Below are 25,394 nucleotides of genomic sequence, written 5' to 3' on the forward strand. Positions count from 1 at the left end.
TTTGTGGGTATGTAGTTTTTATATCAGCCTGATATGCTGCTGCTTTTAAAATCATTAACATGAGCAGTTTTGCAGTATGCGCAGCCTTACCCTTGTATTTATCTTATGCTGGTCAAGCCTTGCCAGCGCAGAGATCACCAGTTTCCGTCAAGCCAAAAAAATCGCCGCCGATATATACCAAGCCCACCCTCTTAGTTTTTATTGCGGCTGTGACATCGAGCGCCAAGGGAAAAAACTAGTACCTAATTTAGACTCGTGTGGCTATCAAATACGAAAACAAGAAAAGCGTGCCAGTCGCATTGAGTGGGAGCACGTCATGCCGGCATGGGAAATAGGCCACCAACGCCAATGTTGGCAAAATGGCGGGCGTAAAAACTGTAATAAAGTCGACCCTGAGTTTAAGGTAATGACAGCAGACCTGCATAACCTTGTGCCTGCTATTGGTGAAGTAAATGGCGATCGCTCCAACTATCAATTTACAGAATCGAAGCTTCAACCTCACCAATACGGCCAATGCGACATGCTGGTCGACTTTAAAAATAAAAAAGCCAGCCCACCAGACTTGCAAAAAGGGGCCATCGCCCGCATCTATTTATATATGGAGCAGCGTTACCAAATTCGTATTTCGAAGCAACAAAAACAGCTTTATCAAGCTTGGCACAAGCTCTACCCCGTTACCCCTTGGGAGTGCCAACGTGATACACTTATTCAAGCTAAACAAGGAAATAACAACCCATTTGTTGCCTCGCAATGCAGCGGGCGTTAATACCAATATAAAGCCAGTTCAGGGAGAAATTCGACATGCGTGTGCCTCGCATCTATGAGCCACAGGCCCTCACTGTAGGAGCCACCATTGAATTAAATGCCGATGCGGCAGGCCATGTTGGTCGTGTATTGCGACTCGGCCCAGGCGATGCTGTCATACTGTTTAATGGTGACAATGCGCAATACCCTGCCACCATCTCAAGTGCCTCCAAAAAGCAGGTCAGCGTCACTGTTAATGAACAACAAAGCCACAGCAGTGAGAGTCCATTAAATATTCACCTTGGTCAGGTCATTTCACGAGGCGATCGAATGGACTTTGTGATCCAAAAGTCTGTCGAGTTGGGGGTGAATACTATTACCCCACTGTTTAGTGAGCGTTGCGGTGTAAAGCTGAGTGGCGAACGGCTACAGAAAAAACGCCAACAATGGCAAAAAATTGCTATCAGCGCGTGCGAGCAATGTGGCCGTAACACAGTGCCAACCATTGCTGAGCCTATCTCGATAACACAATGGCTATCACAACAAGATGAAACCCTTAAGCTAACCCTGCACCCGAGAGCAAAGTACAGCATAAATACCCTGCCGGCTCCCGATCAAGGTGTACGCTTATTAATAGGCCCTGAAGGCGGATTCAGCGATAAAGAAGTATCCCAGAGCGAATTAGCTGGCTTTGTTGATACCTTATTAGGCCCAAGAATATTACGAACAGAAACAGCCGCGCTGACGGCGATTACTGCATTACAATGTCGCTTTGGCGACTTAGGATAATTCATGACCATTAAACTTGGGATCGTAATGGATCCTATCAAAGATATTAAAATCCATAAAGATTCAAGCTTTGCGATGCTGTTAGAAGCCCAGCAACGTGGCTATCAGTTGTATTACTTGGAAATGGGCGATTTATACCTCGATAATGGCCGAGCATTTGCTACCACAGCCCAGTTAACCGTGCAAAGAAACGCTGACCACTGGTATGACCTCGCAGAGCAAGAGACCATCGCCTTGTCTGATCTAGACGTGATTTTAATGCGTAAAGATCCACCGTTTGATACTGAATTCATCTACGCGACTTACATGCTTGAGCGGGCCGAAGACGAAGGTACGCTTATCATCAACAAACCACAAAGTCTGCGTGATGCTAATGAAAAGCTCTACACCTCTTGGTTTAGTCAATTCACTCCAGAAACGCTGGTTTCAAGCGATGCTAATAAAATTCGCGCGTTTTATGCTAAACACCAAGACATCATCTTAAAGCCTCTGGACGGTATGGGCGGCGCATCAATATTTCGCATAAAACCCAATGACGCAAACTTGGGCGTGATCATTGAAACCTTAACCAATCATGGTCAACAATATTGCATGGCTCAAGGCTTTATTCCTGATATAACCGACGGCGATAAGCGCATTTTGGTGGTTGACGGTGAGCCCGTGCCATACTGTTTAGCCCGTATTCCGGCGAAAGGCGAAACCCGTGGTAATTTAGCCGCAGGTGGCCGCGGAGAAGCAAGGCCGCTATCTGAGAGTGATTGGGCAATAGCCAAAGCCATTGGCCCAACGCTAAAAGCAAAGGGCTTAGTATTTGTTGGCTTAGACGTGATTGGCGACAAACTGACCGAAATCAACGTGACTAGCCCAACCTGTATTCAAGAAATTGAAGCGGCTTTTGACGTGTCGATTACAGGCATGTTAATGGATGCCATTGAAGCGCGCTTACAAAATAAATAATGACCAAGCGAGAAAGACAAAAGCCAATATGTTGAATATGCAAAGCTTGCAAAACCACTTTTTAGTTGCCATGCCCAGTTTAAAAGGCCCCTACTTTGAGCGCTCGGTTATTTATCTGTGCGACCATAATGAGGAGGGTGCGATGGGCATAGTGATTAATATCCCCGTAGACCTACAACTGGGTGAGCTATTAGAGCAACTGGAACTGCCAGTGAGCAGTGCTGAGCATAAGCCGTTAAAGCAAGCAGTGCTGCAAGGCGGTCCTGTGGCGGACGATCGCGGCTTTGTCGTGCATACTCCCATTGCTGGTTTTTCAAGCAGCTTGGAATTACAACATGACATTATGGTCACCACGTCAAAGGACATTCTGGCGACTTTAGGTACCAGTGAAGAGCCGGATCACTATATTTTGGCGTTGGGTTACGCCGGTTGGGAAGCTGGGCAACTGGAACAAGAAATTGCTGAAAATACCTGGCTTACCTTACCTGCAGACAGCAATATTCTGTTCCATACCCATTTTGCTGAACGCTGGCAAGCGGCGGTCAACTCTTTGGGCATTGATGTATGGCAACTTTCTTCTGACGCGGGGCACGCTTAATGGCAGCGCAAACGGTACTGGGTTTTGACTTTGGCAGTAAAAGCATAGGCGTGGCTGTCGGCCAAGCAGTGACGGGGCAAGCGAACCCTCTGCCCGCCTTAAAAGCGCGTAATGGCATACCTAATTGGGATGAAATCGCAGAATTAGTCAAAGAATGGCAGCCTGACGCTTTTGTCGTAGGGCTACCCTTAAATATGGATGGCACCAACCAACACGTGACTTTTGCGGCCAAAAAATTCGCGAACCGGTTGTTTAGTCGCTACGGCAAGCCTTCTCATATGCAAGATGAACGCCTCACTACGGCAGACGCCAAAGCTGAAATATTCAGTCGCCACGGCTATAAAGGCTTGAACAAAGATAAAGTAGACGGCATCTCTGCCTGTTTAATTGTTGAAAGCTGGTACGAGTCGCAATACCAATAACATGTATCGAACCTGTCAATCAGTGCTCTTAGAGGGCACTGATTGACGCCTATTTCACCGCGCAGCCTTTCGTTACTCTGTCGTCCCTTGTAGTGACAGAGTTAAACCAAATCCAAGTGAATGTTCAAACTCAGCAATTTGCACAAATCCCAGTTTCTTATAAAAACCAATCGCGCCATGATTGTCACTCGACACTTCCAAGTGTACCCCGCTCACATTGAGCCGCTGCAGATTAGCAATAAACGCCTGCATGATCTTTTTACCGACCCCTAAACCTTGCAAACTTGGCAACAAGTTAATGTGTAAATGCGCCGGATATTCACTGAATTCTGGTCGCGGTTGATAACCACAATGAATGTGCCTAATGATCTTTTGCGGTAAAGTCGCCACTTCCCCTGACGGCATAGGAAACCGTTCACGTAACTCAGGAAGCCATTTAGCTTCTAATACCTTCGCAAATTCAGTGGAGTTTTTTGCCCCCACAACGTAGCCACAGACTTGGTTATCTAAGGTTACGACCATGCAAGCGTCGGCTTCAAAAATGCCATAAGGCGCAGAATAGAAATGTCCGGCTAACTGCTTATCATCAAATAAGGAAGTCGCATCTTTGCCGCCATCTGCGGTTAACATACAAATTTCATACAAAGCATTTAAGTCTTCGGAGCGGTATGGGCGAATTTCCAACTGCATGTTTGCTCCCACGGCATTTGATAATCTATTGCTAGGTCAATAAAAGGTGATATCACAACCATAAGCACCACTTTGGCAGAATACCACTAAACAGAAAATCCATAATATTAGAGGAAACGACCTTAGGTCAACATCGGTTTGGTCGATTTACCTTTTACTGACCTTTTCGGGGCTGTTTAGCTAAATATCAATAAGCACGTCAATAAAAGCGCCCCTACTCTCTCACCTACTCTCAACGCCTAACTGGTAAATTTTCTAGCCCTAACTCGCAAATCTGACAGGTCTCAGCGATGCTTTAATACGCAATACTGTCACCATCTAACGCCCATTTGCCAGTGACAGGAGTGACCATGAATATTTTAATGATTAACCAGGACGTATTGCAGGTTTACGAACAGAAACAACAAGTAGAAAACTTAACCACTTGCCAAGTAATGGTGGCGCAACACTTATACGACGCCATCGACTGGTTAATGTGCAGTGAAAGCGAGCCTGACTGCATCGTCGTGAATAGCTCGATTCACGGCTTTCATAAACTGTCACAACAACTCGCTACTATCAGCGCTATTAGTCCCGTACCTATCGTCGTATTTAGTCCTGTGCAATCCAATACCGCTGCGCAGCTTTATACCGAACTACAACATCAAGGTATTAAGCAAGTTAAACTGATCAACCAACCTTTTTCGCAACCCGTATTCGAAAATACCATTTCCCAATGGGCTGAAGAGGTTAAAAGTCAATCTGTGCAATCGAACTCGCGTTTGACGTCATGGGGTTCAGCCATCACTTTTCAAGCTAAAGGCAAGGTCACAACCAAAGCGGCGCAGCATAAACAAACATCGAAGCACAATAACGAGTTAACCAACCCCATCTCTATATTACTTAATTTCACGAAACAATGGCTGCATTAATCTTTGATGGCAACCCTCATAATACAGGGCTATCGAACAAGCATCTTGGTTTCGGTTTCGGACTGTTTACACCACTAAAGAGACGGATTGTATTTAACAGCGCGTGAGAGCTAAGATGCCATAAAAAAAGCATGCTTAAACTTTAAACTGAAGGAAAAGAATGAAACACTTCTTATTAATAAGTTGCTTAATTGCACTAAGCGGTTACAGCTTGGAAAGCGAACAGCCGTATATCCAGCCGCCGCATTCACAAGGGGAAATCAAGCAACAAGTGTATTTTTAATATGTCCCCATGGCCATTCTTGATGATGTCAGTTTTAATCCAATACTACCAAGCTGAGGCCGCCTCATCTTCACTGTCACTTAACACGCTGCTTTCTTGTTGCGATGTATTACCTTGATGCGCTTTAATCACAAACTCCGTACGACGGTTTTGACGACGCTGAGACTCAGTTTCATTTCCTGCTACGGGTTTATCAAAGCCATTAGCAACAATGCTTAGTTGGCTAGCGTCGACACCTTTAACAATCAGGTACTCAAGAGCTGAATTCGCCCGCTTTTGAGAAAGCGTGAGGTTATACTCGGCACTCCCTACAGTATCGGTATTCCCTTGCACTTCTATCGCAATGTTGGCAAAGGCGCTAGCTCCCATCACACAGTCTAATTGAGATTTCATCGCCGCCGTTAAGCGCCATTGATTGGTGGCAAAATAAATCGGCGTAAAACTAAATACTTGACCATCTAAAGCATGGACATATTGCTCACACTCAGGCTCGACTTCTGCAAATGCTTGACGCACTTTGACTTTATGGGAAGCAACAATAGGCGCTTGATAACGCGGTGCAATATCTTGATCTGGCTCAGTCTGCACTTGGTGCTCAACAAAACAGCCCCGCTCATCAACTAAACTGCCGGCAACAGTATCAGAACACTCATCATTTGCGTAAGCAACACCGTCACGGTCAAAATCAGGCCCCGAACTACAGCCTTGCAACGCGCTCGCCAATAAAGCGACAAACAATAGTGAAGAAAATCGACTCATGGTACATCCCTGCATGATAAAACTTGATTCACACTCATAATAAAGAATGAAATCATCTCATATTTCTTTTCTAACAGTAAGTTCGAACACGCAGTAGTTACGGGCAGTTCAAAGTTAATACTTTTCACTGCCCACGATATGAACAAAGAAGGGTTAAAGGATTAGTTGTTATTTTTCTTGTCGAACCAGATACCGGTTTCTAAGCCTGACTTCAACTCCGGATGCTCATTGGCATCAAAGCTTGGTACTTGACCACTATCTAGTTGACGATTGTAATCTCGGGCCAATTTGATGACCACGCCAGATAACAATAGAATCGCAATAATGTTAATCACGCCCATCAAGCCCATGGAGACATCAGCCAACGCCCACACTAACGGCACATCGGCCGTTGCTCCCCAGAGCACCATGGCTAATACACAAATACGAAATACAGTTAATCCGGCTTTGTGATTGTGCTCTAGGAAAATCAGGTTGGTTTCCGCATACGAGTAATTGGCAACAATAGAAGTAAAGGCAAAGAAGAAAATGGCAATGGCGATAAAAATGGCGCCCCAATCACCCACTTGCGATACTAAAGCTACCTGAGTCAGTTGAATGCTGGTCACCCCAGATCCCGGCTCTAGCTGGCCAGAAAGCAAAATGATGGCCGCCGTTGCGGTACAAATGATGATGGTATCGATAAATACCCCTAGCATTTGCACGTAACCTTGAGATGCAGGGTGCGGCGGGTATGGTGTTGCTGTTGCCGCAGCATTCGCAGCGCTACCCATACCAGCTTCATTGGAAAACATGCCGCGTTTCACCCCATTCATAATGGCAGCCCCTAATGCGCCAGCTCCCGCTTCTTGCAAGCCAAAAGCAGACTGAAAAATCATAGCGAACATCGCCGGTAGCTCACTGAGGTTCATCGCTACCACTATCAGCGCAATTGCCAAATAAACCACTGCCATGGTGGGCACAACCAACTCAGCAAACTTGGCGATAGTCCTAAGACCACCGAAGATAATCAATGCAGATAACATCGCGATGGCGTAGCCCACATAAGTCTTCTCAAAGCCAAACGCGGTTTCCATTGATTGCGCGATAGCTCCCGCTTGCACGGCATTAAAGACGAGGCCAAACGCGATAATCAAAAAGACTGAAAAAAGCACTCCCATCCAGCGCTTATTCAAGCCTTTTTCCATGTAATACGCAGGGCCACCACGGTAATTGCCATCATCATCGGTCACTTTATAGAGCTGCGCCAACGAGCTTTCAGCAAAACTGGTCGCCATGCCAATTATGGCGATAACCCACATCCAAAACACTGCACCTGGGCCCCCTAAGTAAATAGCGACCGCCACCCCCCCCATGTTACCAACGCCTACACGAGCGGCTAAACTTGTGGATAAAGCTTGGAACGATGAAATGCCAGCCTTGTCTGATTTGCGACTGTTTTTTAGAACAGAAAATGTGTGGCCAAAATGGCGAAATTGAATAAAACCTAAGCGCACCGTAAAAAATATGCCCGCCCCAATGAGCAATACGATCAGTACGTACCCCCATAAAAAGCCACTTAACCCATTAACTAATTCGTTCATCAACACCTCTCATGATTAGTGAGATCCACTCTCCAGTGTTAGATCTTTAATTTTATATACTTAAATTATATTTAATTTAAGCATATTAAGAATAAAAATTCCTGATGGATATCAAACCGCCAAAATATTCATAAAAATATGAGTAAGCTCACAGCGCGCTCGCTCAAAGCAGCAAAATAGGCTGATTCAGCGGCTTATTCAGCAGACTGTCATTGTATATTCACACTGAGTATGGCAAATATGTAAAAAATTAATAAGTAACGCACTAGGTAAGGATATGAGTGATTTATTAAGCCAACTCAAAGCAATGACCAGCGTTGTCGCTGACACTGGTGACATTGAGGCCATTAAACAGCATCAACCGGAAGATGCCACAACCAACCCTTCGTTGTTGCTTAAAGCTGCAGCGCTTAGCCAGTACCAACCACTGCTCAAGGAGTCGCTCGAACTGGCAAAACAAAGCCAAAGCGAGCCCGGCGCAATTATTACAGATGCCTGTGATTGGCTAGCAGTCAAAATTGGCACCGAAATACTGGGTACAATTCCAGGTAAAGTTTCAACCGAGGTCGACGCAAGATTATCGTTTGATACGCAAGCAACGGTAAAAAAAGCGCACAAACTGGTTGCGATGTATGAAAGCTTAGGAATTGATAAGTCGAGAATTTTGATAAAAATTGCCAGTACCTGGCAAGGTATCAAAGCTGCAGAACAGCTACAGCAAGCCGGTATCAACTGCAACTTAACCCTGTTATTTAATTTTGCTCAGGCGAGATCCGCCGCAGAAGCTGGCGCGTATCTCATTTCACCTTTTGTTGGCCGTATCTTAGATTGGTATAAAGCCAATACCGACAAAACCCAATACAGTCCAGAGGAAGACCCTGGAGTTGTATCCGTCACTGAGATATACGAGTACTACAAAAGTCATGGTTACGACACTGTGGTAATGGGCGCAAGTTTCAGAAATACCGATGAAATTTTAGCGCTTGCCGGGTGTGACAAATTAACTATAGGACCTGATTTATTGCTACAGCTGTCACAGCAAACCGGCGAACTTAGCGCTAAGCTGATTAACAAAGGTGTAACAAAAACTAAGCCAGCGCCGCTGAGCGAAAGCGAGTTTTTATGGCAACTAAACCAAGATGCTATGGCAGTAGAAAAGCTAGCGCAAGGTATCCGAGCTTTTGCAGTTGATCAAGAAAAATTAGAGCAATTGTTGAGCACACAACTTTATAAATAAGGAGTCGTCGAACCTAAATTGTCGCCAGCCCGACTGCCATGACACAGCATGGGGCATGGATTGAATAATTAACACGCAGCCAAAAAGTGACAAATTAATATTGCCTTAACACGACTGAAATAATTTAATTTTACTTTGCTAAGGGCTGTAAATAATTAAATGTCATTCAAAAAGAGGACGTTGATATGGACGAGCTTGATATTAACATGACACCTAGCGTAGATACCCCTACTCGCGGCAAAAGCAAACAAAAGCGCTGCTGGCGAGAGATTGAGGCGATAAAGGAAAAACAACGCCTACGTAAAGAACTGATGGATATTGATCCCATTTTTGATGAGCTAGCGACCGACGAATTTTGAAACAAAAAACGAGTGCTAATGCACTCGTTTTTTTCTACTGCTTATCGTACATCACAATAACAACCCCATTTACATGGTTTCACCTTCCTTCAAGGCGTTATTGCTCATCCCGTTTAAACACTAGCTCAAAAGGCGTCGAGTCTATTTCTGAGAAAAAATAGCCATCTACATCAAATTGCTTCAATTGAGCTACCGAAGTAATACGGTTTTGAATAATGTAACGAGCCATTAAGCCGCGGGCTTTTTTGGCGTAGAAGCTAATTACTTTATATTGACCGTTTTTATTATCTTTAAATACAGGAGTAATAAGCTTACCGGTAAGTTGTTTAAACTTCACCGCTTTGAAATATTCATTGGATGCCAAGTTCACTAACAACTGGTCACCTTGCTCAGCGAGAGCGTGATTGACCGCATTGGTAATTTGCTCGCCCCAAAACTCGTACAAGTTTTTGCCCTTACCATTGTCAAGTTTTGTGCCCATTTCAAGGCGATATGGCTGCATTAAATCTAAAGGTTTCAATAGGCCATATAGACCAGACAGCATGCGTAAATGCTGCTGCGCGTAAGCAAAGTCGTGCTCTGAGAATGAGGCCGCGTCTAAACCTGTGTACACGTCACCTTTAAAAGCCAAAATGGCTTGGCGAGCATTGTCGGTGGTGGGCGTGATTTGCCACTGCTCAAAACGGGCCGCATTAAGACCCGCTAACTTATCACTGATTTTCATTAATTTGCTGATGTCCGCCGGGGTCAGCTGACGACAACGTTCAATTAACTCAGCACTTTGCGAAATAAAGTCTGGCATTGAGTGCTGCGCGGTGGCTAAAGGCGACTCATAATCTAAGGTTTTGGCAGGGGATACAAGAACTAACATAGCGCTCCACTCAAGCATTAGGGACAAAAAAGCCCTGTTTAGAAAAAGCTAAACAGGGCCATCACTTTATAGCAGGCGCAGTGTGCCTGTCTAGATAAGGCTACATATCAACGGTAACATCATCCATCAAACCTGAGCTCATGGCGTCACTGCCCTGCAGCTTAATCATCAAGCGCAGGTCATTTGGCGAATCAGCATGAGCCAGCGCCTCGGTGTAACCCACCAAGCCCTGTTGGTAGAGGTTAAACAAGGCTTGGTCAAAGGTTAGCATGCCCAGTTCATTTGACTTAGACATGATGCCTTTTAGCTCATGCAGCTCACCTTTACGTATGGTATCGCCGACCAACGGCGTATTCAGCATGATTTCAAATGCACCGCGACGACTATTACCATCTTGGGTAGGGATTAACTGCTGCGCGACCACACAACGCAAGTTCACCGACAAATCAAATAAAAACTGACGCTGCATGTCTTCTGGCACTAAGTGCAAAATACGGTCAAGTGCTTGGTTAGCGTTGTTGGCGTGCAAGGTAGCCATACATAAGTGACCCGTTTCCGCAAACGCAATCGCAAACTCCATGGTTTCGCGGGTTCGGATCTCACCCAGTAAGATAACGTCTGGCGCTTGACGCAGCGAGTTTTTCAGTGCCATCTCAAACGACTCAGTATCTAGGCCAACTTCACGCTGAGTGATAATAGAGCGGCCGTGTTGATGAACAAATTCGATGGGGTCTTCCACCGTAATAATATGTCCACTGGCATGCATATTGCGATAACCAATCATGGCTGCCTGCGAGGTAGACTTACCCGAGCCAGTTGCACCAACAAACAGCACCAAGCCCCGCTTTGCCATACATACTTCTTTTAGTACGGGCGGCAAATGTAATTCTTCGAACGTGGGAATGCGCATTTCAATGCGACGAATCACCATGCCTGGCTGGTCTTTTTGGAAGAACGCACTGATACGAAAACGCCCTACTTTATCAACGTTAAACGCAAAGTTGGCCTCTTTGTCGGCGATAAATTCAGCATACTTTTCTTCCGACATGGCTTCTTTAGCCAACTCATACACTTTAGCTTCAGAGAGTGGCTCTTTTCCCGCTGATTGCAGCTGACCGTGCACCTTGATGGCTGGCGGCATGCCCACCGAGATATACACGTCTGAGCCTTTTAATCGATGCATGGCGGTTAACAGTTTTTCTAGCGTCATAATGCTTGCTCCTAGAAAGTGTTTTTATCCGCAGCCTTTGCCGCAGCGTCAACGTGTGAAACTTGGCCAGTATTTACCAATTGGCGTAAACACTGATCCAGCGTTTGCATACCGTGGGTCATACCGGTTTGAATCACCGAGTACATTTGTGCAATCTTATCTTCACGGATAAGGTTACGAATCGCCGGTATACCCATCATAATTTCATGAGCGGCGACACGGCCACCGCCATTTTTCTTCAATAGGGTTTGCGAGATTACTGCCCGTAGCGACTCTGACAACATTGAACGCACCATGTCTTTTTCTGCGCCGGGGAATACGTCAACAATACGGTCAATGGTTTTGGCTGCTGACGTGGTGTGCAAGGTGCCAAATACTAAGTGACCGGTTTCCGCTGCCGTTAATGCTAAGCGAATCGTTTCAAGGTCACGCATCTCACCCACCAGAATAACGTCGGGGTCTTCACGTAGCGCACTTCTTAATGCGGCGTCAAAACCATGGGTATCTTTGTGAACTTCACGTTGGTTAACCAAACATTTTTTATTTTGGTGCACGAATTCTATCGGATCTTCGATGGTCAGTACGTGTTTGTGGTCATTTTCATTGATGTAATCAATCATCGCCGCCAAGGTAGTTGATTTACCCGAGCCTGTCGGACCAGTAACCAATACCAGGCCACGAGGGGTGCTGGAAATGGTCTTAAATATTTCTGGCGCATTTAAATCATCAAGAGTTAATACTTCACTTGGGATGGTACGAAATACCGCACCCGCGCCACGATTTTGATTAAATGCGTTAACACGAAAACGCGCTAAATCAGGCACTTCAAACGAGAAATCCGTTTCAAGTTGCTCTTCAAAGTCTTTGCGCTGTTTGTCATTCATGATGTCATAAATCAAACTGTGCACTTCTTTGTGCTCTAAGGCCGGAAGGTTAATTTTGCGTACCTCACCGTCCACACGTATCATCGGCGGCACACCGGCCGAAAGGTGTAAATCCGACGCTTTGTGCTTGACACTAAACGCAAGTAACTCTGTAATATCCATACACTTAAGATTCCTGTTGCAAAACTATGAGCACTATTTCACAGCAACTCATTGCGGTTAAATCTCAAATCACGCTAGCAGCTTCACAAGCTGAGAGAGAGCATGATCAAATTAAATTATTAGCCGTGAGTAAAACCAAACCGGCGGCAGATGTCAAAGCTGCTTATCAAGCAGGACAACGCCAGTTCGGCGAAAACTATGTTCAAGAAGGGGTGGATAAAATCCTCGCCCTCGCCAGTGATCCTGACATCATTGAACCGGTAGAGTGGCACTTTATTGGCCCTCTGCAATCAAACAAAACGCGGCTTGTGGCAGAGCATTTTGATTGGGTTCAGAGCATTGACCGAGATAAAATTGCCCAACGCTTGAATGATCAGCGACCTGCTGAGTTACCACCATTGAATGTCTGCTTACAGGTTAATATTAGCGGAGAAGCCACCAAGTCGGGAACCACTTTATCTCAGGTTGTTGACCTAGCTTCACAAGTAAATACATTACCACGGTTAAAACTGCGTGGCATCATGGCTATTCCAGCAAAAACTTCTGACCAAACGGCATTAAACAACAGCTTTCAACAGCTGCATCAGTTATATTTGCAACTGCAACGCAATTATCCCAGCATGGACACCTTGTCAATGGGAATGACAGGTGACATGCAAGCGGCCATTCTGGCTGGCAGTACCATGGTGCGAGTTGGCACAGCCATCTTTGGCGCCCGTGATTACCAGAACTAACATAAAACAGAGAACATGATGGAACAGAAAAAAATCGCATTTATTGGCGCCGGCAACATGGCCAGCAGCATTATTGGAGGCCTGATTCAAACGGGTTATGACAAAGCTAACATTATTGCCAGTGATCCCAGTGACGAAAACCGCGCCAAAATCACCGCCAGCTTTGCCATCAAAACAGAAACCGACAACGCCGCAGCTATCGCTTGGGCTGATGTAGTGGTTTTAGCCGTAAAGCCGCAAATCATGGCCGCCGTGTGTGAAGATATCGCAGCTCGCTCAGCGCAACTCGAACAAAAACTTTGGGTATCAATTGCCGCAGGCGTTTCCATCGAACGCTTCCACGGTTTACTTGGCTCGGTGCCCGTTGTGCGCACTATGCCAAATACCCCAGCCCTACTTGGCCAAGGCGCAACGGGTTTGTTTGCCTCTGAGCAAGTATCAAGCAGCGACAAAACGTTTGCTGGCGAGCTAATGAGCGCTGTGGGCGTGACTACCTGGGTGGAACAAGAAGCGCAAATTAACGCGGTTACCGCGGCTTCTGGCAGTGGTCCAGCCTATTTCTTCTTATTTATGGAAGCAATGCAACAGGCTGCCCTTGAGCTAGGGTTAAATGAACAACAAGCCAGAGCTTTAGTTCAACAAACTGCTCTTGGCAGCGCGCAAATGGTGATCAACAATCCAGACCTAGATTTGGCTACCTTACGTGCTAATGTAACCTCTAAGGGTGGCACGACCGCAGAAGCCATTCGCACCTTTATGGAACAAGATCTTTCAACAACCGTAAAGCAAGCCATGACGGCGGCTGCAGATCGCGGCGCTGAAATGGAAAAACTGTTTTAGGAGCAGGTATGAACCCGTTTGATTTTTTAATCAACACCGTTTTTGACCTCTACCTTTCGGTAGTATTACTGCGCTTATGGCTGCAGCTGGTCAGAGCAGACTTTTACAACCCGTTTTGCCAGTTTGTGGTCAAAGCCACCAACCCGGTACTTAAGCCACTGCGCCGCATCATTCCAGGGTTTGGCGGCTTTGACGTGGCCAGTTTAGTACTTGCCATTTTAATTGTGATGGGCAAATTACTCTTGCTACAAGCGCTGGGCTTCCTCGGTGCAACCAGTGCTGGCATGCTGATCTTATTCTCGGTGCTTACCGTTATAAAAAAGGCTGGGTATTTATTATTTTGGGTGCTGATCATTCGCGCTATCTTAAGTTGGGTCAGCCAAGGTCGCAGCCCAATTGAGTACGTGATGCATCAACTGACAGAGCCATTGATGGCGCCCGTAAGAAGAATGCTGCCAGACATGGGTGGGCTTGATTTATCCATCTTGATTATCTTTTTTGGCTTGCAGTTCATCAATTATGGTTTGCTCTGGTTGTTAGGCCCTATTTGGACCTTCATTTAATTGCCTGTGCAAACCCAAGGCGAAGACTTAGTGCTTCGCCTTTATATCCAGCCTAAAGCCAGCAAAGACCAAGTGATAGGTTTACACGCTGGGGAAATAAAAGTGAGCATTACCGCCGCGCCCACTGATGGCAAAGCCAATGCCCACCTGATTAAATATTTAAGTAAACGCTTTAACGTAGCCAAACGTCAGGTTATCGTCGAAAAAGGCCAACAAAGTCGCCATAAACAAGTGCGCATCGTTCAGCCTGCGGCTGTGCCTGACTGGCTGAAAAAGTGGTTTGATTAACTGAGCAGCGCCCTGCTCACCTAGGAGTCCGCTATGAAGACCCTCGCTTATCGTTGTTTATTCCTTGCTGCCATTTTGCTGTGCGCGCCGGTTAAGGCCGAACAAAAACAGCAGTTTGCTAATCAAGAAGTGCATTATGTGGCATTCCCTTCCACCTTTCTAACGCCGGAAATTGCCAAAACTTATCAACTTACTCGCAGCCGTTACAAAGGTGTGATCAATATCAGCGTATTAGATACGCAACAAGTCGGTAACCCAAGCATCGCCGCCAAGCTTACCGGCAGCGCTAAGAACTTATTAGGCAATCGCGTTGAATTAACTTTTCGCGAAGTAAAAGAAGGCCCTGCAACATACTACCTTGCCGAAGTGCCTTACCGGAACGAAGAAACCTACAACTTTGACATTCGCATTGAAGCTCAAGGCAAAGCCAACAAGCTGAAATTTATGCACAAATTCTATGTCGAGTAACTAATCGTTGCAGCAGCTTGGCAAAGGGCTACACTATAGCCCTTTGAACTAAGACGCTTCGAGGCAATGATGCAAAAAGTAGTACTCGCCACTGGTAATCAAGGCAAAGTAAATGAACTGGCTCAGTTATTAGAGCAACAAAACCTGACCGTATTAGCACAAAGTGAATTTAACGTGCCAGAAGTACCAGAGACTGGCACTACATTTATTGAAAACGCCATTATCAAAGCTCGCCACGCCGCAAAAATCACCGGCCTGCCTGCCATTGCCGACGACTCGGGCTTAGAAGTAGACGCCCTCAATGGTGCACCAGGCATATATTCTTCACGCTACGCTGGGCCAGATGCCAGCGACCAAGACAATATTAATAAGCTATTAAAAGCGTTAGACGGCGTGGCCGATGCCTCTCGAAGCGCAAGGTTTCATTGTGTACTGGTGTTAATGCGCCACGCTGACGACCCGACCCCTGTTATTTGTCATGGCAGCTGGGAAGGCCGAATTACCCAACAAGCCCAAGGTGAAAATGGCTTTGGTTACGATCCGGTTTTCTACGTTGAATCCGAGCAATGTGTTTCCGCTGAGCTCACTAAAGCTGAAAAAAATGCCATCAGCCACCGTGGTAAAGCACTCGCGTTATTAAGCCAGCAAATCGCTACGAAGCTAGGGCAAGCTTAATGCAACTACCGCCGCTCAGCTTATACGTGCACATTCCTTGGTGCGTTGAAAAGTGCCCCTATTGCGACTTTAATTCTCACGGTTTAAAGGGTGAAATCCCAGAGCAGGCTTATATTGAGCGTTTGCTGGAAGATTTACGTCAAAATCTCAAATACGTGCAAGGGCGCTCATTACACAGCATTTTTATTGGCGGCGGCACGCCTAGCTTGTTATCCGCCAAGGCCATGACGACACTCATTGCCGGAATTAAAGCAAACATTGCCTTTGAGCCAGAAATAGAAATCACCATGGAAGCAAACCCAGGCACAGTTGAAGCAGCCAGGTTTGCAGGCTATATCCAAGCGGGCATTAACCGCATTTCTATTGGCGTGCAAAGCTTTCAGCAACCAAAACTCAACTTACTGGGCCGCATTCACGGTGAAGATGAAGCCATTAACGCAGCCAAACTAGCCAAAGGCCATCAAAGGGCGGGCTCAGGCCTCAATAGTTTTAACCTGGATCTAATGCATGGCTTACCGCAACAAGGCTTAGGTGACGCCTTGTTTGATTTAACCACCGCCATTGATTTAGCACCGCCGCATCTGTCTTGGTACCAGCTCACCATAGAAGCCAATACCCAGTTTGCTTCACGCCCACCGACACTGCCAGATGAGGACGTATTGTGGGATATTTACCAGCAAGGCCACCAGCAACTTTTGGCTGCTGGTTATCAGCATTATGAAGTATCTGGATACGCTCAACCCGGCTTTCAGTGCAAACATAATTTAAACTACTGGCGCTTTGGCGATTACCTCGGCATAGGCTGTGGCGCCCACGGCAAAATCACCGTGGCCAATGAGCAAAAGGTGATCCGTACTACCAAAATCAAGCATCCTAGAGGCTATCTTGATGTCAACAAAGAGTTGTTAGATCGTCAGTGGCAAGTGGCAGAGGATGAACTGCCGTTTGAATATATGATGAACCGATTAAGGCTCATTGAAGCGTTTCCAAAAGCAGAGTATAGCGAGCTAACCGGGCAAAGCGATGAAACAATTGCAGAGGCAATAGATCAAGCTATCAGCAAAGGTTTGTTGCTGGACTTAGGCGAAAAGTGGCAAGTCAGTCCGCTAGGTCAGCGCTATTTAAACGAGTTACTGGACTTATTTGTTTAAGCTCAATGTTATTTATTTTGAGCAATAAAAAGGAGCCTGCAGGCTCCTTTTTAGGTTCACAATGCCATTAAAATTAAGCGTTAGAACTGGTAAGCCAAGGTACCGTAGAATGCACGCTCGGCGCCGTTATAACCGGCTTTTGGTTCATAATCTTCATCAAACAGGTTTGCCACTTGACCGCGAATCACGATGCCATTGTTAAAGTAATAGCTAGCAGCAAAATCGACCGTTACAAAGCCGTCTACTTTCACCGTATTGGCAGCATCGTCGTACGCATCACTTTGGTAGATAGTACTTAGGTCAAATTCAGCTTGTTGCCATTGATAGTTTAAGTTCCACTTAGCAAGGTGCTCTGAACGGCGTACTAAACGCTTGCCCGTTTCATCATCTTTTGCATCAACATAATCATAAGACAACTCATGGTTAACTGGGCCGGTAGCAAAAAATGCAGACGTTTCGATGCCTTTGATGTCTGCTTTGTTCACATTCATCGGCACCCACACACCATCACCACGATCTGCCCAAGCAATTAGGTTATCAATGTCAGAGATGTAACCGCCTACTCTGAAACCAACCAGCTCATAATCACCGGCTAGCGCAAGTTCATAAGAGAATGAATCTTCTGGCTTAAGATCTGGATTACCTGAGCCTGGCCAGTAAAGGTCATTAAATGTTGGCGCTTTAAATGCCGTTCCTGCTGCTGCAATAAGGTTCAGCTCTTGTGTTAACTGATAACCTAAAGCGAGCTGCCAAGTGGCTTCATTGCCGTAACTTTCATTATCATCAACGCGTACACTGGCTTCCGTTGTAAACGCATTTACTCGGTAGTCTGCATTGACATAAACCGCTTTGTTATCGCGTTTCGTTTTATCGTATTGTGAGCTTTCGTTATCTACTTTATCTTCAAACCATTCTAGGCCACCCGTCAAAGCAAAACCATTGGTGACTTCGCCACTTACCAACCAGTTTGCTAGGGTACGCTTAGTGGTTATTTGGTTATGACTGCTATCTGAGTAATCGTCACCTTGATCGCGATTGGTTGCGAGCGTGAGTTCGGAGAAAATAGCGTCATTATCAAACGTTAGCTTACCGGCAATATTGTAAAGCTCTTTTTCGGTATAAGTACCGGTTGACCAAGCGCTGTCATAATCTGACTCGCCCTTTTGCCAATAGCCTTGCACTTTGGCACTCAGTTCAGGCGTGAAGTGCTTGCCCATTTCCGCAACGATGTTGGTATTTTTGAAACCGTCTTTATCAGCTTGATCGCTTTGGTCCCAAGAGCCATCATCTCCTTCAGGCTTTTTAAATGCTGAGTAGCCATCTGCTTTTTCATGGCGAGCAGCAAGTTTAACCCAGGCACTGCCGTCAATTTCCGCAGCAACTGCAGCGTCAACATTTTGGTAATCGTGTGAGCCGGCTCCAACGGCAACTTTACCGCCTTCTTCACCTTGATAGCTAGTGATAACATTTATCACACCGCCCACAGCGTCTGAGCCATATACTGAAGCACGAGGGCCGCGAATAAACTCAATGCGCTCTATTCCCGTTAATGGAATTTGGCTAAAGTCAGCACTGCCTAATGTTGCGCTGCCAATTCGTACGCCATCAATCAATACAAGAATATGGCGACTTGAAGCACCGCGCACATAAATCTCTGTGACTTGACCATAGCCGCCTTGGTTAACTTGTACACCCGGTAGGCGCTTTAGTACGTCGGCGATAGATTTGGCTTGAATGGATTCAATTTCGGCTTTATCAACAACAGCAACAGGTGCAAGGGTATTTTGAATGGGTTGAGCGACTCGGCTGGCGGTAACTACAACTGTATCTTGTGCAAATACATTAGCTGACAAGCACAACGGCGCGATCGCCATTGCTAAAATGGTTTTTTTCATGATTTACTCTTAAATTCGCGTATCTATCCGTGAGCGTTTTCGCCCATCCCTACTGGCAGGTATTCGGACTTAAGAGCTTGGCAGAGCTGCCACCTAAAGCACGACTTCCCACTTGAAACGCGGCTATCTCAAGCCGGTTAGTTTAAGCAGTGTCTGGTTTCATCCGTGTGCTGTCGTTCTCTAATACCGCTGCGCGTCAGTCAGGGATTTTCACCCTGTTCCCTTTCCTAAAAAGCTTAGGTTGACCAGTTCGCGGCATACTAATGATAGCGGCAGTGAAAGTCTAGTAGAGATCACATTTTTTACATCCCGCACGATTGCAACAACAAAATTGTAACCATAAAAAAAGCACCGCTAATGCGGTGCTTTTAGTCATTTCAATAAGGCCTAGACTTTATTGGCCTTTTGGAATGATAACGCCATTTTCATCAACGGCTTGAACGTTAAAGTGTTTTTCAACACATTGCTCATAATCGCCTTCAAACAGAGCATTATAAGCTGTTTGGTAACCAACAGGTTTACACTCAAACGACTTATCGCCTGGGCGGCTACCATTGTAACCCCAATCTTTATCCCAGTTTAATAACAAGGCACCGGCACCATCAGTGGCAAACGCTTTCATATTGGCACAGCTTAGCGGCTCACCTGTAATATCAAGGTTTAATTCCTCAGCAAAGATCTTGTAGTACTTGATCCGGTTAGCTGCGCGGTAATCTTCTGCGCCGCCTTTACCACATTCGTAAGCACCGTTAATGATCTGGATGGTTGCACCTAAACCTGGTAACAAGTTAGCGGCTTTATCAGCAGCATTTGGCTGCCAAGTGCCGTCGATAACATGTAACATGCTAGGTTTAGGAGGCTGAGGAGTTACAAAGAAGAACACCGCAGACGCTAAGTTTAACCAAGTATCAGCAACCAACTCTGGCTTCTCAAGCAAGACGTTGATATCACCAAACATCGCTTGTGAGAACTGACCATAGTTGTAGTTCCAGCTTAACTGCTTAGCACCACGACCGAAGTAGCTCTTACCTGGCGCACAAGGCCATTTCTCACCTTGCCAGCTGCCACATGCGCTGTAAGTACCGTCAACCACGTCTTCTGACTTGTACATTTCACGCAGGTAGTACAAACCTTGGCGCCATAACTCTACGCCTTTGCTTTGTACCCAGTTTGGCGCATTGGCACCCGTTTCTTGGCCGAAATGCGCAAACATAGTGGCAATAGAACGTTTACAAATGGCTTCCGAATCACGACCATCTGTGTAGGTTTGACAAAACGCAGGGAACTTAGCCACAGCTTGTAAGAAACGCTTGTAAGTGTATGCTTCGTTTCTCAATGGGAAGAAGTAATCCCACTGCTGCTCTGACAAGATACCTTCAACGCGAAGTACGTTTTCAGGGTTCATCGCATTGTTTGGCGCAGTTGCTTCAACAATAGCGTTATCGCGAGTTGAAATATCAAACTTCACTTGTCTGAATAATGGCGAGTCTGTTTTGTAGTACTCAACCGCAGAGAGCTCAGCGCGAGGGATGGTGTAACCTGTGCCAGCATTGTCAGGCAAAATGGTTAACTCACCAGGCTTCTCAGGCGGTAAAGTTGGCTCTACTGATGGCGCAACACTTGGCTCAAGCGTTGGTAATACAGTAGGTTCAACTGTTGGCGCGACTGTAGGCTCAACCGTTGGCGGTAACGGCGTTGGCTCCACGGTAGGATCAATCGTTGGCTTCGCTGTCGGAGCAACCGTAGGGGTAACGGTTGGAGCGGTAGTTGGTGCAGCTGTCGGTGCTACGCCACCACTACAAGTTACAGGAGTCCAGAACCAGCTGCCAGCTTTTGGCGCTTCCCAGATACCAGGGTTATTGCGCGCTTCAAAACACTCACCTTGATAAATCACGCGATCGCCGTTGCTTACGCGTGAGCTGCCCGCAACCCAAACGACTTCATTGCCGGTTACTGGCGCATCAGTTGGCGTCGGTGGCGTTTGCGTTGGTGCAGCAGTTGGCACTGTTGGCTTATCTGTCACTGGTGCATTAGTTGGAGCAGGAGTATTACCACAGCTTACTTCGTCCCAAAACCAACCAGAGCCAGTTGGAGAAGACCAAGAGCCCGGGTTGTTTTTAGCAACGAAACACTTGCCTTGATATTCAACCATGTCACCATTGCTGACTTTAGTTTTACCCGGTACCCAAGGGGTTGCGGTGCCTGTTTGAGGAGGCTCAACAGGACCTGGAGATTGAGTCGGTGCAGGAGGAAGGGTGCCAGAGCCGCCAGAACATTCTGCGCTTTTCCAGAACCATGATGCCGAGCTAGGTGTTTCCCAGCTGCCTGGGTTATTTTGTGCTTCAAAACAGCTGCCTTGAAAGCTAACGATATCGCCGTTTTTAACGCTTGTTTGGCCGCCTTGCCATTCTACTGGTGCAGCAAGGGCCTGCGTACTCGCAGTTGCCCCTAGCACTAGGCTGGCTAGCAGGGTCATTTTATAGTTCATTTTCTCATCCTTGAAAATTACCAAATTGTGATTGTCACTGCCAGTAAGAAAAAGGCGTGACACCGCCTATAATAATCATATTTTTATAAAAAAAATATTGATTTAAAACAGTTTCAGTCGCAGGTGTGAGTAGAATCAGTCCAATAGATGATTAAATGAAAAAGAAAAGCTGAAAAATGATTCAAATATTCGTAAAGTTATAGCAGTAAACAAATCACTACTTACAAGGAGTCCAGCATGCTGGAATATGTTGCTTTAGGGTTGCTGTTTTTTGTCGGCTTCACCTTCTTCTACGGCGTTATCGCCATTCATGATATTCCCTATGAAATTTCGGTTCACCGCAAACACCCCCACCAAGACGCCATCCATGTTGCGGGCTGGGTCAGCTTATTTACGCTGCATGTAATTTGGCCATTTTTATGGATTTGGGCCACCTTGTATCGTGAAGACCGCGGTTGGGGGTTTAGCGATGACGGTAACATGGACAAAGTGAGCGAGCTTGAAGGCCAAGTGAAAGCGTTAGACAAAAGGCTGCAACAACTCGAACAAAGCAACAGCCAACCAGGACAACAAGGATAAGACTCAATGGATTTATTACTGATTCTGACGTATACCGCCATTTGTATCGCGGTATTTAAAATATTCAATATTCCACTGACAAAGTGGACGGTACCAACCGCGGTACTCGGCGGCATTCTTATCATAGGTACCCTGATTTTCCTGATGAACTACAACCACCCCTATTCGGAGCACACTCGTGAGTACTTTGTAACGACTCCCATTGTTCCTCCTGTCTCAGGACAAGTAGTAGAAGTGCCAATTAAACCAAACCAACCGGTTAGGAAAGGCGATGTGCTATTTAAGCTTGATCCGGTGCCATTTCAAGCTACGGTAGATTCACTTAGAGCACGATTAGCATCCGCCAATGAAGACTTAACCCGTGCGGTAGAGCTTAAAAAGCGGGGGGTGGGCAGAGATCGCGACGTTGATTTAACCCGAGCGGCACGTGATGATATTGCAGCGCAATTACGCAACGCAGAGTATGAGTTATCACAAACCGAGGTCAAAGCCATGAGTGACGGTTACGTTATTCAGCAAGCCTTGTTTCCAGGCGTGATCGCAAAGTCACTGCCACTTCGTCCGGTGATGATTTTTGTAAATAAAGAAGGTCAGAATTACTACGTAGGATGGTTTCGTCAAAACAGTTTATTGCGTCTGAAAAAAGGGTTTGAAGCCGAGATTGCATTTGACGGTTTGCCAGGGCAAGTATTTAGCGCTGAAGTAGAAGGTGTATTACCAGCAATGTCTGAAGGGCAAATCCAACCAACAGGGGATATCATCTCACCTCGCAGTGCGCCTTATGCCGGCCGCATACCTGTGTTACTGGAGATTACCGATCCTGAATTTGACCAATACATAGACCGCGTTCCAGGCGGTGCTTTTGGCCAAGCGGCCATTTACTCAGACAGCTTTCATCACGTCGCTATCATGCGGAAAATTTTATTACGCATGTCCTCTTGGATGGGATACATATTCCCCTTCCACTAAGATAAATTACGACTAATATTAAAGGGCTCTAAGGGCCCTTTTTTTTATGCAGAAAAAATATTATAACCGTGATCCAAGTAACCATACAATGACCCTCACTAGGTGGCTTTTGTTAAGCATGGCGTAGTTTTTGCTTTATTTCTGATGAAAAGGTTAAGTATTACAAGATCCTGACGATAACTATTTAGTCTAATTAGATTTTTCAGCAACAGTGCTGATTAAAGGGGTGCAAAGTGTTTAATAATTTAAGCTTTAAATTCAAGATTGCTATACCGGTAGCTGTAGTTACAGTGGTATTCGCGATAACGTTTATATTTGCTGTTTCAGCATTTAATGAGCAAGCTAAAAGTAACTTGCTTTACGCTGAGAAAGTAAAGCCTGTGCAACTGGACAGTGAAGACGCATATCGCGATTTCTACCAGGCGTTAGCAGGCTTGTATGGTGTTGTCATGGCTGATGACGCAGAAGACATTAAAGACTTCACTGAAGTGTTTTTAGACGAAACCTCTAAAGCACAAAAACGGATCCAAGTCGCTCAAAGCTTGGTAGACATTGGTTTTATTTCCGCTCAGCGCAGCAGCAATATTCGCCAAGCTGAAAAATCTTTTATGGCATGGAAAAAGCTGGCGCAAACCGTGGTTGACGCAGGTGAGCGAGCTGACCAAGTTTACCCTGAGCACAGCGAGACTCTTGAGGGCTTGTTTAACGACATGGTGTCAAACCTTAAAGAATACAAAGAGGAAATTGACGCAAACACCAAAGCGCTTGAGCAGCAGAAGTTGGTTGACATTGAAGCGGCAAAAAGATCGATGGAGTTAGGCGGTTTATCGGCATTGATCATTGCTATTATCGTAACCTTTTTCTTTGCGAAAACCCTGGTAGCACCTTTGACACGCATCAATACTGCGATGAAAGATATTGCATCTGGAGAAGGCGATCTCACCTCGCGCTTGAGAGTAGAAAGTAAAGACGAAGCCGGCCAGCTTGCAGAAACGTTCAATACCTTTGTCGCTAAGATCCAGCAAACGATTACCGAAGTGGTGATTTCTTCTAACGCAGTACGCGCTGAAATGACAAATATTCAATCGATTACCCAAGGGGTAGCTCATGGCGCAAGTAACCAACAGCAAGAAAGCGATGCGGTAGCCACTGCGGTGCACCAAATGAGCACCACCAGCGAAACCGTAAGCCATAACGCTGAAACGGCGGCCAATGTCAGTTTGGAGGCAAATAACGAAGCCAGCAATGCCAAACAAGTGATTACGCAAACGGTTGAATCAATCAGCAACTTATCTTCCGAGCTAGACGGCGCTTCTAAGGTTATTAACACCCTAGAGCAAGACGTAGGTAATATTGCCTCGATCCTAGACGTTATTCGCGGCATCGCGGATCAAACCAACTTACTGGCTCTGAACGCCGCCATTGAAGCAGCCCGCGCCGGCGAGCAAGGCCGAGGCTTTGCCGTGGTAGCCGATGAAGTTCGCTCACTGGCGAGTAAAACCCAAGACAGCACCGGCGAAATCCAAACCATGATTGAGAAACTGCAGTCGGGCGCGATGCAAGCGGTACAAGTCATGGAATCAAGCCAAGAGAGTGGTGAGCGTACCGTTGAACAAGCCAGTGAAGCGGGCCACTCTTTAGATGCGATAGTACACAGCATTAGCACCATTAATGACTTAAACATGCAGATTGCAACAGCCGCCAAAGAGCAAAGCCAAGTCAGCCAAGACGTCAGCAATAATGTGCAGCGTATTGCCGACAATAGCCACCAGGTGGTAGAAATGGTAGCAAGCGCAGAAAATGCCTGTGGCATGCTATCTGACCAATGTGAGAGCCTTGACGGCTTAGTGGCCCAATTTAAAGTGTAGACAGCGGTTCAACTAACTTAAGCTCTGACAAACAAGCCAAGGCAACCTGCCTTGGCTTTTTTATTCCTGTTTATTCTCTGGGAGCCTCTTACAAAGGCGCTTAAGTCATGATGTGGTCATTCAAGCCACAACACACCAATCGTCGTACGTGGCTTTGTACGAACTAACTAAGCGATAAAACTTAAGGTACTTAAAATACAAAATAGGAGTTAGCTTTAAGATACTAAAATATTGAAGTCTTGAAGTCTTGAAGTCTTGAAGTCTTGAAGTCTTGAAGTCTTGAGGTCAAGAGTGTTTCAGTATAAACAAAAAAGCCTCGCACAAGTGCGAGGCTTTTTATATGGTGCCCAGACGCGGAATTGAACCACGGACACGGGGATTTTCAATCCCCTGCTCTACCAACTGAGCTATCTGGGC

Annotated in this window: 27 protein-coding genes, 1 tRNA gene and 1 riboswitch; of the genes, 19 read left to right on the forward strand and 9 right to left on the reverse strand. The window is 46.0% G+C overall.

Going from position 1 to position 25,394, the window contains the following annotated elements; translation table 11 throughout:
- Nucleotides 1-76: 76 nt before the first annotated feature.
- Genes D1Z90_RS17605 through ruvX form a run of 5 tightly spaced genes read left to right on the forward strand, consistent with a single transcriptional unit; the run spans nt 77 to nt 3,510 of the window.
- A complete protein-coding gene (locus tag D1Z90_RS17605; RefSeq protein ID WP_119912111.1) occupies nt 77-766 on the forward strand; it encodes an endonuclease in 690 nt (229 codons plus the stop codon).
- Nucleotides 767-801: 35 nt separating this feature from the next.
- On the forward strand, nt 802-1,533 hold the full coding sequence (rsmE, locus tag D1Z90_RS17610) for a 16S rRNA (uracil(1498)-N(3))-methyltransferase (RefSeq protein WP_119912112.1): 732 nt from the start codon (nt 802-804) through the stop codon (nt 1,531-1,533).
- A gap of 3 nt (nt 1,534-1,536) precedes the next feature.
- Nucleotides 1,537-2,490 carry a glutathione synthase gene (gshB, locus tag D1Z90_RS17615; protein ID WP_119912113.1) on the forward strand — a complete coding sequence of 318 codons (954 nt, stop codon included), beginning with the start codon at nt 1,537-1,539 and terminating at the stop codon, nt 2,488-2,490.
- A 37-nt stretch (nt 2,491-2,527) separates the two neighbouring features.
- Entirely contained in the window at nt 2,528-3,088 is a 561-nt protein-coding gene (locus tag D1Z90_RS17620; RefSeq protein WP_119912135.1) for a YqgE/AlgH family protein, read from the forward strand.
- Nucleotides 3,088-3,510, forward strand: a complete 423-nt coding sequence (gene ruvX, locus D1Z90_RS17625; RefSeq protein WP_119912114.1) for a Holliday junction resolvase RuvX — start codon at nt 3,088-3,090, stop codon at nt 3,508-3,510. Before D1Z90_RS17620 ends, ruvX begins: the two co-directional genes overlap by 1 nt.
- Nucleotides 3,511-3,582: 72 nt before the next feature.
- On the opposite strand, the gene D1Z90_RS17630 is transcribed toward ruvX, so the two are convergent.
- Nucleotides 3,583-4,200 carry a GNAT family N-acetyltransferase gene (locus tag D1Z90_RS17630; protein WP_119912115.1) on the reverse strand — a complete coding sequence of 206 codons (618 nt, stop codon included), beginning with the start codon at nt 4,198-4,200 and terminating at the stop codon, nt 3,583-3,585.
- Between the two features lie 350 nt (nt 4,201-4,550).
- Here D1Z90_RS17630 and D1Z90_RS17635 point away from each other — a divergent pair, with 350 nt between their 5' ends.
- Complete coding sequence (locus tag D1Z90_RS17635; RefSeq protein ID WP_119912116.1) at nt 4,551-5,111, forward strand: hypothetical protein; 561 nt, start codon at nt 4,551-4,553, stop codon at nt 5,109-5,111.
- A 160-nt stretch (nt 5,112-5,271) separates the two neighbouring features.
- Entirely contained in the window at nt 5,272-5,394 is a 123-nt protein-coding gene (locus tag D1Z90_RS22000) for a hypothetical protein (RefSeq protein WP_269777049.1), read from the forward strand.
- Nucleotides 5,395-5,439: 45 nt separating this feature from the next.
- Here D1Z90_RS22000 and D1Z90_RS17640 read toward each other — a convergent pair whose 3' ends face one another.
- Complete coding sequence (locus tag D1Z90_RS17640; protein WP_158587181.1) at nt 5,440-6,153, reverse strand: OmpA family protein; 714 nt, start codon at nt 6,151-6,153, stop codon at nt 5,440-5,442.
- A 161-nt stretch (nt 6,154-6,314) separates the two neighbouring features.
- Complete coding sequence (locus D1Z90_RS17645; protein WP_119912118.1) at nt 6,315-7,736, reverse strand: alanine/glycine:cation symporter family protein; 1,422 nt, start codon at nt 7,734-7,736, stop codon at nt 6,315-6,317.
- 277 nt (nt 7,737-8,013) lie between these two features.
- Between D1Z90_RS17645 and tal the strand changes: the two genes are divergently transcribed.
- Together tal and D1Z90_RS17655 are read left to right on the forward strand one after the other, a co-directional pair.
- Nucleotides 8,014-8,973 carry a transaldolase gene (gene tal / locus D1Z90_RS17650; protein WP_119912119.1) on the forward strand — a complete coding sequence of 320 codons (960 nt, stop codon included), beginning with the start codon at nt 8,014-8,016 and terminating at the stop codon, nt 8,971-8,973.
- 185 nt (nt 8,974-9,158) lie between these two features.
- Nucleotides 9,159-9,332 (forward strand): DUF3545 family protein, encoded by a 174-nt coding sequence (locus tag D1Z90_RS17655; RefSeq protein WP_119912120.1) that lies wholly within the window; start codon nt 9,159-9,161, stop codon nt 9,330-9,332.
- Nucleotides 9,333-9,429: 97 nt separating this feature from the next.
- Here the strand turns inward: D1Z90_RS17655 and yaaA are convergent, their stop codons facing one another.
- The 3 genes from yaaA to D1Z90_RS17670 all read right to left on the reverse strand — a co-directional run bounded on the left by yaaA (nt 9,430) and on the right by D1Z90_RS17670 (nt 12,459).
- Nucleotides 9,430-10,203: a peroxide stress protein YaaA gene (gene yaaA / locus D1Z90_RS17660; protein WP_119912121.1), complete on the reverse strand. Its 774-nt coding sequence runs from the start codon at nt 10,201-10,203 to the stop codon at nt 9,430-9,432.
- Nucleotides 10,204-10,303: 100 nt separating this feature from the next.
- Entirely contained in the window at nt 10,304-11,413 is a 1,110-nt protein-coding gene (locus tag D1Z90_RS17665; RefSeq protein ID WP_119912122.1) for a PilT/PilU family type 4a pilus ATPase, read from the reverse strand.
- Between the two features lie 11 nt (nt 11,414-11,424).
- Nucleotides 11,425-12,459, reverse strand: coding sequence for a type IV pilus twitching motility protein PilT (locus D1Z90_RS17670; protein WP_119912123.1), 1,035 nt, complete (start codon nt 12,457-12,459; stop codon nt 11,425-11,427).
- 26 nt (nt 12,460-12,485) lie between these two features.
- Between D1Z90_RS17670 and D1Z90_RS17675 the strand changes: the two genes are divergently transcribed.
- The 7 genes from D1Z90_RS17675 (at nt 12,486) to hemW (ending at nt 17,178) form a co-directional block, all read left to right on the forward strand.
- The gene (locus D1Z90_RS17675) at nt 12,486-13,193 is read left to right on the forward strand and encodes a YggS family pyridoxal phosphate-dependent enzyme (RefSeq protein WP_119912124.1); all 708 of its coding nucleotides are present in this window, start codon (nt 12,486-12,488) and stop codon (nt 13,191-13,193) included.
- A gap of 18 nt (nt 13,194-13,211) precedes the next feature.
- A complete protein-coding gene (gene proC / locus D1Z90_RS17680; protein WP_198419261.1) occupies nt 13,212-14,033 on the forward strand; it encodes a pyrroline-5-carboxylate reductase in 822 nt (273 codons plus the stop codon).
- A gap of 8 nt (nt 14,034-14,041) precedes the next feature.
- Nucleotides 14,042-14,596, forward strand: a complete 555-nt coding sequence (locus D1Z90_RS17685; protein WP_119912126.1) for a YggT family protein — start codon at nt 14,042-14,044, stop codon at nt 14,594-14,596.
- On the forward strand, nt 14,597-14,884 hold the full coding sequence (locus D1Z90_RS17690) for a DUF167 family protein (protein ID WP_119912127.1): 288 nt from the start codon (nt 14,597-14,599) through the stop codon (nt 14,882-14,884).
- A gap of 33 nt (nt 14,885-14,917) precedes the next feature.
- On the forward strand, nt 14,918-15,352 hold the full coding sequence (locus tag D1Z90_RS17695; protein ID WP_119912128.1) for a DUF4426 domain-containing protein: 435 nt from the start codon (nt 14,918-14,920) through the stop codon (nt 15,350-15,352).
- Between the two features lie 66 nt (nt 15,353-15,418).
- Complete coding sequence (locus tag D1Z90_RS17700) at nt 15,419-16,027, forward strand: XTP/dITP diphosphatase (protein ID WP_198419260.1); 609 nt, start codon at nt 15,419-15,421, stop codon at nt 16,025-16,027.
- A complete protein-coding gene (gene hemW, locus D1Z90_RS17705) occupies nt 16,027-17,178 on the forward strand; it encodes a radical SAM family heme chaperone HemW (RefSeq protein WP_119912130.1) in 1,152 nt (383 codons plus the stop codon). The genes D1Z90_RS17700 and hemW overlap by 1 nt, the downstream gene beginning before the upstream one ends.
- An 80-nt stretch (nt 17,179-17,258) precedes the next feature.
- Here hemW and D1Z90_RS17710 read toward each other — a convergent pair whose 3' ends face one another.
- Nucleotides 17,259-19,073, reverse strand: a complete 1,815-nt coding sequence (locus tag D1Z90_RS17710; protein ID WP_119912131.1) for a TonB-dependent receptor domain-containing protein — start codon at nt 19,071-19,073, stop codon at nt 17,259-17,261.
- 37 nt (nt 19,074-19,110) lie between these two features.
- Nucleotides 19,111-19,339: riboswitch (cobalamin riboswitch) on the reverse strand.
- Between the two features lie 128 nt (nt 19,340-19,467).
- On the reverse strand, nt 19,468-21,561 hold the full coding sequence (locus D1Z90_RS17715; RefSeq protein ID WP_232525292.1) for a glycoside hydrolase family 19 protein: 2,094 nt from the start codon (nt 21,559-21,561) through the stop codon (nt 19,468-19,470).
- Nucleotides 21,562-21,798: 237 nt separating this feature from the next.
- Here D1Z90_RS17715 and D1Z90_RS17720 point away from each other — a divergent pair, with 237 nt between their 5' ends.
- The 3 genes from D1Z90_RS17720 (at nt 21,799) to D1Z90_RS17730 (ending at nt 24,977) form a co-directional block, all read left to right on the forward strand.
- Complete coding sequence (locus D1Z90_RS17720) at nt 21,799-22,140, forward strand: DUF3302 domain-containing protein (protein WP_119912132.1); 342 nt, start codon at nt 21,799-21,801, stop codon at nt 22,138-22,140.
- Between the two features lie 6 nt (nt 22,141-22,146).
- Entirely contained in the window at nt 22,147-23,109 is a 963-nt protein-coding gene (locus D1Z90_RS17725; protein ID WP_119912133.1) for an HlyD family secretion protein, read from the forward strand.
- Nucleotides 23,110-23,342: 233 nt separating this feature from the next.
- Entirely contained in the window at nt 23,343-24,977 is a 1,635-nt protein-coding gene (locus D1Z90_RS17730; protein ID WP_119912134.1) for a methyl-accepting chemotaxis protein, read from the forward strand.
- Between the two features lie 341 nt (nt 24,978-25,318).
- Here the strand turns inward: D1Z90_RS17730 and D1Z90_RS17735 are convergent.
- Nucleotides 25,319-25,394, reverse strand: a tRNA-Phe gene (locus tag D1Z90_RS17735).

Source organism: Motilimonas pumila, assembly GCF_003596335.1.
Lineage (GTDB): Bacteria > Pseudomonadota > Gammaproteobacteria > Enterobacterales > CBDFNC01 > Motilimonas > Motilimonas pumila.